At 46.0% G+C, this 12,226-nt stretch carries 11 protein-coding genes; 7 read left to right on the top strand and 4 right to left on the bottom strand.

Features of this window, described 5'->3' with window-relative positions:
• Nucleotides 1–32: 32 nt before the first annotated feature.
• Nucleotides 33–521: a GNAT family N-acetyltransferase gene (locus D0A37_RS24890; RefSeq protein ID WP_242718496.1), complete on the bottom strand. Its 489-nt coding sequence runs from the start codon at nt 519–521 to the stop codon at nt 33–35.
• Between the two features lie 501 nt (nt 522–1,022).
• Nucleotides 1,023–2,006 carry a porphobilinogen synthase gene (hemB, locus tag D0A37_RS24885; RefSeq protein ID WP_242718494.1) on the bottom strand — a complete coding sequence of 328 codons (984 nt, stop codon included), beginning with the start codon at nt 2,004–2,006 and terminating at the stop codon, nt 1,023–1,025.
• A 303-nt stretch (nt 2,007–2,309) separates the two neighbouring features.
• Here hemB and D0A37_RS24880 point away from each other — a divergent pair, with 303 nt between their 5' ends.
• The 3 genes from D0A37_RS24880 (at nt 2,310) to D0A37_RS24870 (ending at nt 4,179) form a co-directional block, all read left to right on the top strand.
• Entirely contained in the window at nt 2,310–3,293 is a 984-nt protein-coding gene (locus D0A37_RS24880; protein ID WP_242718492.1) for a DUF1517 domain-containing protein, read from the top strand.
• Nucleotides 3,293–3,457: a hypothetical protein gene (locus D0A37_RS24875; RefSeq protein WP_242718490.1), complete on the top strand. Its 165-nt coding sequence runs from the start codon at nt 3,293–3,295 to the stop codon at nt 3,455–3,457. Before D0A37_RS24880 ends, D0A37_RS24875 begins: the two co-directional genes overlap by 1 nt.
• A gap of 167 nt (nt 3,458–3,624) precedes the next feature.
• The gene (locus D0A37_RS24870) at nt 3,625–4,179 is read left to right on the top strand and encodes a cyclic nucleotide-binding domain-containing protein (RefSeq protein ID WP_242718488.1); all 555 of its coding nucleotides are present in this window, start codon (nt 3,625–3,627) and stop codon (nt 4,177–4,179) included.
• A gap of 225 nt (nt 4,180–4,404) precedes the next feature.
• Here the strand turns inward: D0A37_RS24870 and D0A37_RS24865 are convergent, their stop codons facing one another.
• Nucleotides 4,405–4,851, bottom strand: coding sequence for a hypothetical protein (locus D0A37_RS24865; protein ID WP_242718486.1), 447 nt, complete (start codon nt 4,849–4,851; stop codon nt 4,405–4,407).
• Between the two features lie 366 nt (nt 4,852–5,217).
• Complete coding sequence (locus D0A37_RS24860) at nt 5,218–5,988, bottom strand: hypothetical protein (RefSeq protein WP_242718484.1); 771 nt, start codon at nt 5,986–5,988, stop codon at nt 5,218–5,220.
• A gap of 958 nt (nt 5,989–6,946) precedes the next feature.
• On the opposite strand from D0A37_RS24860, the gene D0A37_RS24855 reads away from it, so the two are divergent.
• The 4 genes from D0A37_RS24855 (at nt 6,947) to uvrA (ending at nt 12,091) form a co-directional block, all read left to right on the top strand.
• Nucleotides 6,947–7,645: a class I SAM-dependent methyltransferase gene (locus D0A37_RS24855; RefSeq protein WP_242718481.1), complete on the top strand. Its 699-nt coding sequence runs from the start codon at nt 6,947–6,949 to the stop codon at nt 7,643–7,645.
• A 220-nt stretch (nt 7,646–7,865) separates the two neighbouring features.
• Nucleotides 7,866–8,492, top strand: coding sequence for a 7-carboxy-7-deazaguanine synthase QueE (locus tag D0A37_RS24850; protein ID WP_242718479.1), 627 nt, complete (start codon nt 7,866–7,868; stop codon nt 8,490–8,492).
• A 145-nt stretch (nt 8,493–8,637) separates the two neighbouring features.
• Nucleotides 8,638–9,057 (top strand): pepsin/retropepsin-like aspartic protease family protein, encoded by a 420-nt coding sequence (locus tag D0A37_RS24845; RefSeq protein WP_242718477.1) that lies wholly within the window; start codon nt 8,638–8,640, stop codon nt 9,055–9,057.
• 73 nt (nt 9,058–9,130) lie between these two features.
• A complete protein-coding gene (gene uvrA, locus D0A37_RS24840) occupies nt 9,131–12,091 on the top strand; it encodes an excinuclease ABC subunit UvrA (RefSeq protein WP_242718475.1) in 2,961 nt (986 codons plus the stop codon).
• The last annotated feature ends 135 nt before the right edge of the window (nt 12,092–12,226 follow it).

Below are 12,226 nucleotides of genomic sequence, written 5' to 3'. Positions count from 1 at the left end.
ATTATAGATTTTGGTGCCAATCGGGTGATTATTTAACAATTAGCAGTTAGCAATTCGCTGTTGCTAATTTCTAATTCGAGATTCTCTTCTAGAAGCTGATTTTCAAGTACCATTGTGGTGCTAGCGTTTTGCTGAAAACCGATGCGCTCGTAGAAGCTTTGTTTGTAAGTTGTCATGAGATAAACTCGCTCTACTCGGCACATCCGAGGGTGACTCAAGACGGTTTGCACTAATTTACGGCCGAGTCCTGCACCTTGGTAATCCGGGTGAATGGCGACATCCCAGATGGTGGCTCGATAGATGCCGTCTGAGGTGGCTCTGGCAAAGCCGATCGCCCGTGAGCCGTCCCAAACTGTAACAACTGGTTCGCTGTTGGCGATCGCAATTTCCCAATCTTCTATCTTGCGTTCCCTCGCCCAAAAGGCGGCGGCTTTAAATAGTTCTTGGATCTGTACGATGTCTGCGCGATCGCGACCTATACAAAATTGAATGTGACTGGAATCCCTAGTCGTTGATGTCATGCTCAATCTGCCTTCAATTTCTATCTAAAGTGTGTTACTTTTACTGTCTTACCGGGTATAGTTGATTTTGCTTGGGAACAATCAATGATTTAATTCCCGATTTACAAAACTATTTTTATTCATACATATTTTTTAACTAATTTCGGTAATTATTAATACTTTTTTGGCTATATTTTGTAAAAAAGTCTTTGACTCAGAATTCCCAACTTAATAACTCATACCATGGGAGGTTTTAGATTTGAGATTTTAGATGGGGAATGACTGATTTTTTAGGGGGTTTGGAGTTGGTCTACAGAGAAACCGGGTTTTTTCATACCAATACTTCCTTACAGCCCACTGAGACTGTAAAAAGCCGATTTCGAGGCGTCTTTTATCGGTAAGCGTAAGCGATAGCTTGTTTCTTGCCTGCTTAAAAAGCATCTATCGAGAGAGGTATTGACTCCACGAAAACACCCGAAGATTGTGCTGTGGAGTCAAATCTCACCTGTCAAATCGAGTGAATCAGTTTTGCAGCCAGCGGGCGGCGTCTTTGGCGTGGTAAGTCAAAATCAAATCAGTACCAGCACGCTTGAATCCGGTCAATGTTTCCATCACTACTCTTTCTTCATCTATCCAACCGTTGAGGGCGGCGGCTTTCACCATCGCATATTCTCCAGAAACGTTGTAAGCAGCAACTGGCAGGTTAGTTGCTTCCTTCACGCGCCAGATGATGTCCATGTAAGCTAAAGCGGGTTTAACCATGAGCATATCTGCGCCTTCGGCAATGTCGAGAGCAATTTCTTTGAGAGCTTCGCGGCCGTTTCCTGGGTCCATTTGATAGGTGCGTCGATCGCCAAATTGCGGAGCAGAATCGGCCGCATCTCGGAACGGGCCATAATAAGCTGAGGCGTATTTTGCCGCGTAAGACATGATGGGAATATCTTCAAATCCAGCACTGTCCAATCCTTCGCGAATTGCTCCGACAAAACCGTCCATCATTCCCGAAGGTGCGATAATATCTGCACCGGCTTTAGCTTGAGCAACGGCGGTTTTCTTGAGCAATTCTAGTGTGGGATCGTTCAAGACGCGGCCACTTAAATCTCCGACTTGCAAATAACCGCAGTGACCGTGAGGGGTATATTCGCACAGACAAGTATCGACCATGACGATTAAATCTGGTACGGCTTTTTTTACTGCTTCCGTCGCTTGTTGGACGATGCCGCAGTCGTGCCAAGCACCTGTAGCATCTGTGTCTTTATCTGCGGGAATGCCGAATAAAATAATCGCGGGAATGCCGAGGTCGTAGACTTCTTTTGCTTCTTCTACTATTTTGTCTACCGATAGCTGGTAAACTCCCGGCATCGATGTGACTTCTTTAGCAAAAGCTTCCCCTGGTACGGCAAATAAGGGGTAAATTAAATCGCTGGTTGTCAAGATATTTTCGCGTACCATCCGGCGGAGTTGGGGATGGTTGCGGAGGCGGCGGGGGCGGTGAGTTGGAAACATAATGTTTTTTTTACGGTAGATAAAGCCCTGTTTTCTAGGACTCGTGGCGCTTCTTTAAAAGTCTAGAGCTTATTGTTGGCCGATCGCCCTGGACTTAAGTAAACTTCTGTAAAACCCGGGATGTCCATTGTTCGTAGTCAGGAATGCCAGTCATTTCTAGCCTTTCCCGTTCCCAGACTCAGCCCTAACGCTGCTTGTGGGATCGGTTGGTACGGATATCTCGCTGGCTTCATACCTATAACCAGGCTGCCCAGAAGCGAGGATAGACTGTAAATTATAAATGTATCGAATAGTAACGGTCTTATGTACAAGCAACTAATTTCCAAGATCAAACCGCTTTTGAAATCACTATTTGCGATCGGTCTGGTACTGACGCTAGCCCTCGGTAACGCTGACGGAGCTTTGGCAGCCCGCAGCGGAGGACGCATCGGCGGCGGATCTTTTAGAGCTCCGGCGCGCAGTTACTCGTCTCCTAGTCGCACTTACGCGCCGTCGGGAGGGGGCTACTACCCAGGCCGTGGCTTTGGCGGCGGCTTCGGTTTCCCGTTCTTGCTGCCGTTTTTTGGCTTTGGGGGCGGGTTTGGCGGCCTGTTCTCGATTTTGATTTTTATTTCGATCGCTAATTTCCTTGTCCAAAGCTTCCGCCGCGCCGGGGGATCAACTGACGAACTCGGCAACAGCGCCCCCACTACCACCGTATCTGTCGCCCGCTTGCAAGTTGGTTTGCTAGCAGAGGCCCGCGGTTTGCAAGCCGAACTCGACACTCTAGCGCGCAAAGCGGATACCGATACAGCGGCCGGTCGCGCTCAAGTGGTGCAAGAATCTACTCTGGCGCTGCTGCGGCATCCTGAATACTGGGTTTACGCGGGCGCTGAATCTGTGCAAACTCGCTTGGAAGCAGCCGAAGCTAAGTTTAATCAATTGTCTTTGGCAGAACGCAGTAAATTTACTGAGGAAACGCTCTCGAATTATAACAATCAGCTCCGGCAAGCAGGGAGCAGCAATATCCTGCCAGGTATGCAGCAAGATGGTGCGCTGGTTGCTTCTGATTTGAATTCAGATCCCGGGGAATTTATTGTTGTGACGGTGATTGTCGGTACTCAAGGTAAGTTGCAATTGCCAGCAGTGAAAAACTCTGAAGATTTGCGCCAAGCTTTGCGTCAGATTGGGGGAGTATCGAGCGAGCAGTTGCTGGCGGTTGAGGTGCTGTGGACTCCTCAAGCGAACGGGGACACTCTGACTGCTGACGATATGTTGGCGGGCTATCCTGATTTGCGATCGATTTAGTGAGCAAGACTGGGCGCGGAGCATGGTTTCCCGCGCCCGATCCCGTCTCACAAGCTGTGTGGACGAACCCGATTGCTTTTGAGACGGGCATTTCGCGGGATGTTAGGAAGGTCGATCGAGTTAAAGAAGATTGTTTAACAAATGCTAGTATTGAGAGATTATGATTCAGCGTGATTCATCTGCTATTGGCAAAGCCTGCCCAATAGGGGTTTGGCCAAGAAGTTAGGCAAGATAAAAAAAACTGTATTGAGCGAGGACTGCTTCGGAAGAAGTTGCGATCGCGCGCCCTCTGAATTTTATATAAAAAAGAAGCGATCAAGAGCTAAAACTTATGGCCGACAGCAGCAGAAAAAAAGCACTTTTTATTTTGAGCCAGTTAAATAATGACGATATCAACTGGATCGTCCAAAAAGGCAAAAAGGAAGTTCTAGATCCGGGCGGGATTTTGATCCATGAAGGGAGACAGATCGATGCGCTATACATTGTTTTAGATGGAAGTTTGAGCGTTTTGATCGAGGCTGAGCAGACTAGAGAACTCGCTAAAATAGCCACGGGAGAATTGGTGGGAGAAGTCTCTTTCATTGACGCTCGTCCTCCTTTGGCAACTGTGAAGGCGATGGAAGAAACTCACTTGCTAGCAATTCCGAGGCGGCAGTTAGTAATCAAACTTCAACAAGATATGGGCTTTGCTTCGCGGTTTTATTATGGAATTTCACTGTGTCTGGCCGATAGGATGCGCGGTACGATCAGACATATAGAATACGGTCGCAATATAGAATTAGATCAACCAGAATTTGAACGAGAGGATATCAATCCTAACGTCCTGGAAAATTTGGCACTAGCTGAGGCTAAGTTTAATTGGCTGAAGGAAAATGTTAAAGCTTGAGGAATTTTAAGGCTTTTTTGAGCTGGGTGTGAAAACTTGCCGATTGATACGGTAATTGAGAGATGTATGATGTAACCTCTCAACTCACCAAACAGATGTGCAAAACAAAATAGAGGCGAGTTTTACCGGAAATATCGATCGATAACTGCCGGAACTATAAAAACCCGCCCCTTTGCTTCGCAGTTGCAATTTCGCGCGCTGAAACGCAACTACCAACCACACAATCTAGATAATTCCCGGCCCTTTGCCGCGGGTGTCTGCATCCATTGTCAGTTTTCCTTCCTCGCCTTTTTTATCTTTGATTTCTGCAAGAATTTGAGCGCGTTCTGCGGCTTCTGCTTCTTCTTTTGCTCTCAAATCGCCCGGTTCGTTGATGTACATTTCCGGTTCGATCGCGTAATTGTTAACCAGACCTTCTTGGTCTACTGTATAACCATCTGTAGTGTGAATGCTTTCGTCATCGGTTTGGTCATCAGTTTTTGCACTTTTCTGCTTCCCTTCGGTGGTTGTGTGCATGAAATTAGCGCCTTCCCGGTCTTGCCGCGCTGCTGTCTCAGCAGGAGTAATGCCCCGGTCGTAGTGGGGGGCTTCCATATTGGCTTCGATTTGTTCGTCGGCCGGTGTTGATTTGCTAACTTCTTCTTTGGGGGGTATTGGTTGGCGATTAGTCATGATTTATTCCTGGGTTGTTTTTTCAAAAAGGTCTTTGCGTTATATTTAAATATTAGGCCCAAGCTAACTCATTCACAAACTATCTTTGGTTATAGTTGGCTAAAAATTGCTGTTAGGGAAAATACCTTGATTGAGTCTTCCTGAAGACTGATAAAATTCTGTTTTTATTAAAACTGTGACTATCTGCGACTATTTCGCATCTATCTAAAGATAGGGAATTGGCAATTGGAGTTTGAGGATTGGGAATTGGACTAATGACTAATGATACCAGTTTAGAACCAGAATTTTACGGTAGGCCAGCTCTTAAGCCAGATAGTCATCAGTCATTCCCAATTATTCAATTCTTTAATCTAAAATCGTCTGCGTTTACGATTCTTTAAAGAAACGGATGATTTCGCGGACGTGGTTGAGAAATTGTCCGTCATCGGTGAGTTGGGCGATCGCACTTTCTGCATCTCTTCTGAGTTTAGTGTGTTCTGCCTCATTTGTCGCTTGCAAAGATTGTAGAGATGCGGATACCGTAGTTAATTCTCTTCTGATAACTTGCCGTTCCCGATTTTGGACAGCCACCCACGAATTCGGATTGTCTGAACTTAATTGATTGGTCAAATCTCTAACTGTAGATTCTAATTCTGCAAAGCGGCTGCGGAGTTCGACAATATCTTCGCGGGGGTGCAAAAATTGGCGGCGGATACTTGTCAGCCGCTGGGCTAAATACTGATAACCTCGGATAGCTGGACGCAGTACAGTTAACAGCAGTGCAGCACCGGAACTGAGATAGCCAACAGCACTAATTCCGGTGGCGGCTAGGGCGTAAAGTGCGATCGCGCTAAACAAGTGAAGTGCGATCGCCGCAAAGAGCGATCGGCTAACTAATACAGTAACGTATTTGACTTGTTCCTGATCGACAGCAATGTTTTTCTTAGTCGATTCTGCGGCTTGCGCTAAAACTTCTTTAGCTTCAAAGTGGATATTCCAGGGAACTGTAACTATCAACAACAGCCATTCAAAAATAGCAATGGCAATTACCCAATCAATAAAACTGCCGGCGGAGACGTGCAGCCATTGCAGAATGGCAAAAACTAGCAGCAAAAATATGCCTGTGACGGCACCAAAACCTGCGAAAGTGTAATACATAGCGATGCCTTGGTGGAATGTTGTTTTGATTGTGGGTAGGTGTTTTAGGTCTGGAGTAATAAACTGTGACAGTTAAGTGAGCGTCCTATTAATCCCGGTTCATTAGTTATGAGTAAAAGTGCAGACCAAGGGTTGCCATCAACCTGTTTTTTCCCACAAATACTTGCTCTACCTCAATCGTGGAAGGTAGTTGAGATTTGGGGTAGGTTGTTTAGGTATGGATTCATAAGGTGTGACAGTTAAGAAATCGTCCTATTGAACCCAGTTTATTAGTGATTAGTAATACTCCGGGAGACAAGGGTTTCCAGACGCCTGGTTTGTTCCAGGAACGTACACGGGCTTGAGCCCATCCATAAGAGTTAATTAAATGAAACGGTTTGCTGGTTTGGGAGTGCGTAAGTCCTCAATAATTACTCATTGGCGATTAAGTAGAGCAACCCAAAAAAACTTGACTATGTAACAAAATGTAAACGACTCACAACCTCTGCGATTGCTTCATTCCACTGGCAATGACATACTTATGTTTTTCGCAGTTCATCTACTTAGTGATCAGGATGAACTCACTTTTTCCCCAACTCCTACCATTAGAGATTTATTTGAAATTTGGGATGGGCAAGAGCTTATTATGTATGACTTTGCAGCTTGTGTAGAGTTGCATTCATTTTTTGAACTGCTATCACTAACGGCGTTACACGCTGCTAGCAACGCAGCAATCTCAAAACGCTCCCCTCTATCCATTTTTATTTTCCAGAGGTGCTAAATCACCTGTGGCTGAGATAAACTGATTTGGAAGTAGATCGCGCGTTTTGCAAGTTGCCTCTGTGTAACCGAGACACTGCTACTGCAACCTGTCATCAGCCACAGCAAAATAGGTGCCAAATTTAACTCTACAGTCTCCGATTTCCCTTAACAGCGCGTCTACAATCTAAAATCAAAAGTGAGCAGCAAGGACAAACCGATGGCGAACTCAACTCTTGGCCTAGAACATCAACTTTACGATTATCTGTTATCTATTTCTCTGCGGGAGCCCGATATTCTCGCTTCACTACGCGAAGAAACTGCTAAACATCCTATGGGGATGATGCAGATTGCTCCCGAACAAGGTCAGTTTATGGAGCTCATGGTGCAGCTTATGGGAGCGACCAAAACCTTAGAAATTGGCGTTTTTACTGGTTATAGCTCGCTGTGCGTAGCTTTAGCGCTGCCTCCTAACGGTCAGATTATTGCTTGCGATGTCAGCGAGGAATATACTGCGATCGCACGACGCTATTGGGAAGCTGCAGGCGTTGCTAATAAGATTTCTTTGCAGTTGGGCCCAGCAATAAATACTCTGGACAAACTAATAGCCGAGGGACAAGCTGGAACCTTTGATTTTGCCTTCATCGACGCCGATAAAGAAAATTATGAGGCTTATTTTGAGCGATCGCTGCAACTTGTACGCAATGGCGGTTTAATTGTAATTGACAATGTTCTGTGGTCAGGACGAGTTGCTGATCCTCAAGTACAAGACGAAAGCACCCTCGCCATTCGTAGTTTCAACGACAAATTGCGTAACGATCCCAGAGTTACTCTCAGTGTTGTCCCCATTGCTGACGGGCTGACTTTGGCATTGAAACGCCGCTGGGCTACTATGATGGAACCTGAACAAGATAATTAAAGAGTTATTTGCGGTTTGTGGTGGATTTCTAAGGACTTATAGAAAAGCTATGAAGAAACCGGATTTCTGAGTCAAGCTTCTGGGATAAAACGGATTTTTTTTCATAAACCCCGTTTATGCGTCCCGGACTGTTTTTAATTGCTGCAAACCGCGAAGAAATAACACTTTAAGAATATTCTATCTAAATAACGTAATTAATTGATTTGAGGCGTAACTTCGGGTGTCTAATTTACAACTAAAATTACCAATTCATGAAACTTTTCAGTGTACGGTTCAAGGCGAAGGTTATTGGACGGGGACTTTAGTTGATTTTATCAGATTGGCCGGTTGCCCTGTGCGGTGTCCTTGGTGCGACACCGGTTATGCCGATGGGGGCAAAGGTTTGCCGTCTGTACCGCAGTCGATCGCACAATTGCTCGCTCAATTGCAGTCTCCGAGGGTTGTCATTACTGGTGGCGAACCTTTCATTCACCGCGATTTGCCTGAGTTAGTTGAAGCTTTGTTACAAGCTGACAAGCAGGTGAGTATTGAAACTTCGGGCGCTTGCTGGCAGGATGTTTCGCCACTGGCTTGGATTACTCTTTCTCCTAAAGAACACGTCAATCCTAAATATCCGGTGCAAGAGCTTTTTTGGACTAGAGCTAATGAAATTAAGTTGGTGGTTAGCACTGGTGAAGAAGTTGAATTTTATCACAAGCATTTGGAAAATAATGTGAATATTCCGGTTTTCTTGCAACCAGAATGGAACTCGAAAGAATCAGCTATTCCCATTATTTTGAAATTGCTAAAAAAGAATCCGAGTTACAGGTTGTCTTTACAAACTCACAAGTTTATTGGCGTGCAGTAATTTGATGATTTAGCCAGAGCTATTCGTCAGGTTGGCGGTGCAGAATGGGGAGTGCATCGTCCTACAATTTGTGGAAATATGTGCTATAATTAAAGCAGCAATTTATGATAATTTGAAAGTAAGGGAAACAACTACGGAAACCCCAATGGGGAAAGTGATCACAACCGTCGTAATTACGAATCGGATCGATGAAGCTAAAGCAGAAGATGGTTTAATTCCCCTAGAGGAAGTCCGATCTGTAACTCTAGAAAATGTTTTGGTGGATACGGGCGCGACTACTTTGTGTTCGCCTAAAGATGTCCTCGCCAGACTGGGTTTGAAAATCCTCAAGCAAGTGGTTGGGGAAACAGCCACGGGCATTAGTGAGGCGAGGATTTTTCGGGATGCTTCGATTTCTCTGTGCGGGCGCGAAGGGACTTTTGAGGGTTGGGAATTGTCTGAGGGGAAAACGCCACTTTTAGGCGTGATTCCGATGGAAGCGCTGGGAATTGAAGTGGATTTGAAGCATCAAAGTTTGAAGGTTTTGCCCGACGGGCCGACGGAAACTTATTTGACAATTCTTTGATATTCTTGAGTTTGGATGCCAGCTACTCGATCGGCAGCGCTAAGATGGTTAAGCACTGTTTTGCACTACTCTCATGTCCCAACGCGCCAAAACCTCAAACAGCCAGCCAAGTGCATCCCGCAACGGGCATAATGTGACGAATTCTCACTCTAACAACCAAAATACGATTCGGGTTCGCGGTGCGAGACAGCACAACCTGAAAAATATCGATCTGGAACTGCCGCGCGATCGCCTGATCGTTTTTACTGGTGTCTCCGGTTCAGGTAAGTCTTCCCTCGCTTTCGATACAATTTTTGCCGAGGGACAGCGCCGCTACGTCGAGTCTCTCAGCGCTTACGCGCGCCAGTTTTTGGGACAGTTGGACAAACCGGATGTGGACGCGATCGAAGGCTTGAGTCCGGCTATTTCGATCGACCAAAAGTCAACTTCTCACAACCCGCGATCGACGGTTGGCACTGTTACAGAAATTTACGATTATCTCAGATTGCTCTACGGCAGAGCCGGCGAACCGCACTGTCCGATTTGCGATCGCTGCATTGCGCCGCAGACAATTGATGAAATGTGCGATCGAGTCATGGCGCTTCCCGACGGCACTCGCTTTCACCTTCTGGCACCAGTTGTGCGCGGAAAAAAAGGCACTCACCGCAAATTATTGTCGAGTTTAGCTGCGGAAGGATTTATTCGCGTCAAAGTTAACGGAGAAATTTTAGAACTTTCGGAAAATATCGAATTAGATAAAAATCATACGCACAATATCGAGATAGTTGTCGATCGGTTAATTAAAAAACCCGGTTTAGAAGAACGTTTAGTTGATTCTCTGGCAACTTGTTTGCGCCATTCTGAGGGGATTGCGATTATTGAAGAGTTACCGACTGAAGAAAATTCCCAACCACAGGGGCCGATCGTATTTTCGGAAAACTTTGCTTGTCCCGAACACGGCGCGGTAATGGAGGAACTTTCCCCTCGGTTATTTTCGTTTAATTCGCCCTACGGCGCGTGCCAGAACTGCCACGGTTTGGGGAGTTTGCGGACTTTTGCGCCGGAGTTGGTAGTTCCCGACGAGAAAGCGCCTCTTTATTGTGCGATCGCGCCTTGGTCAGATAAAGACAATTCCTATTATCTCTCTTTGCTTTGCAGTATTGCTGATACTTGTGGGTTTGATATCGACACTCCTTGGTATCGATTAAAGCCCGAACACCAGCGCGTGATTTTGTACGGCAATGAGCAAAAGCGCACCGCAGAAAGTAAAAAGCGCGACGGCAGCACTGATTTGAGGAGAGATTTTAATGGCGTAATTTCCATGTTGCAGCGCCAGTACGACGATACTGGTTCTGATCTGATCAAGCAGAAGTTGGAACAGTATCGGGTCGATCGCTCTTGCGAGGTTTGTCAGGGCAAACGCTTGAAACCCGAGGCGCTTTCGGTGCGCTTGGGACAGTACGGAATTGTAGATTTAACCAGTATTTCGATTCGCGAATGTCGCGAACGAGTAAATAATTTGGGATTGAGCGATCGGCAATTCCAAATATCCGATTTAGCCCTGAGAGAAATCAAAGCAAGGCTGCAATTTTTGCTCGATGTCGGGTTAGATTACCTAACTTTAGACCGCGCAGCAATGACGCTTTCTGGCGGAGAAGCCCAGCGAATTCGGCTGGCGACTCAAATTGGTTCTGGTTTGACAGGAGTGCTCTATGTTTTGGACGAACCCAGCATCGGACTGCACCAAAGAGACAATTTTCGCCTACTGCAAACCTTAACAAAATTGCGCGATTTAGGCAATACTTTGATTGTCGTAGAACACGATGAAGAAACCATGCGAGCGGCAGACCATATTGTCGATATCGGGCCCGGTGCTGGCGTGCACGGCGGCAAAATTATCTCGGAAGGAAGTTTAGAAAATTTGCTAAAGGCAGAGGAATCTTTGACTGGTGCTTATTTGTCGGGAAAGCGAGTAATTGAAACTCCTAATGAAAGAAGAAAAGGCAACGGCAAAGCTCTCTCAATCATAAATGCGACGCGCAACAATTTAAAAAATATCGATGTGGAAATTCCCCTCGGAAAACTCGTCTGCGTGACCGGGGTTTCCGGTTCTGGAAAATCAACTTTAATCAATGAATTGCTGTACCCGTCGCTGCAACACTATATCACCAAAAAAGTGCCTTTACCACCCGATATGGACGCCCTCAAAACTAAAGGCGAACGCTCTCTAGAGGATGTGGTGGATAAGGTAATTGTAATTGACCAATCTCCCATCGGCCGCACTCCGCGTTCTAATCCCGCTACTTACACGGGAGTCTTTGACGTGATTCGGGATTTGTTTGCCGAAAGCATTGAAGCGAAGGCAAGAGGTTACAAAGCGGGGCAGTTTTCTTTTAACGTGAAAGGGGGAAGGTGCGAAGCTTGTGGTGGCCAAGGCGTGAACGTGATTTCGATGAATTTTCTGCCCGATGTTTACGTGCAGTGTGAGGTTTGCAAAGGTGCGCGCTACAACCGAGAAACGCTGCAAGTTAAGTACAAAGGCAAGTCGATTTCTGATGTTTTAAACATGACTGTGGAGGAATCTTTGGAGATGTTTAAAAATATTCCCAGGGCGGGCGCCAGACTGCAAACTTTGGTTGATGTTGGTTTGGGTTACATTCAGTTGGGACAGCCGGCGCCGACGCTTTCTGGGGGCGAAGCGCAGCGGGTAAAATTGGCAACGGAACTGTCGCGCCGCGCTACTGGGAAGACGCTTTATTTGATCGATGAACCGACGACTGGTTTGTCGTTTTATGATGTTCACCATTTGTTAAATGTGCTGCAAAGATTGGTGGATAAGGGTAATTCAATTTTGGTAATCGAACACAATTTAGATGTGATTCGGTGCTGCGATTGGGCGATCGATTTGGGGCCTGAAGGGGGAGATAAGGGCGGCGAGATTATTGTGGCGGGGACGCCGGAGGATGTGGCGGCAAATCAGAGGTCTTATACTGGGAAGTATTTGCAAGCGGTTTTGCAGCAGCATCCTTTAGGGGAGGCTGTAGCTGTTAGTTAATAGTAACAGGAATTATGCAATTGGCATACTAAAATCAAATTGTAGGGTGCGTCAGGTGAGCTTTTAGAACGATTATTGATAGTTAAAATATCTGACGCATCTTACAACTGAAATTCGTACTACTCCAATGGGGCG

Source organism: Microcoleus vaginatus HSN003 (genome assembly GCF_022701255.1).
Classification (GTDB): Bacteria; Cyanobacteriota; Cyanobacteriia; order Cyanobacteriales; family Microcoleaceae; genus Microcoleus; species Microcoleus vaginatus_B.
This window is presented reverse-complemented; position numbering and strand designations above follow the sequence as displayed.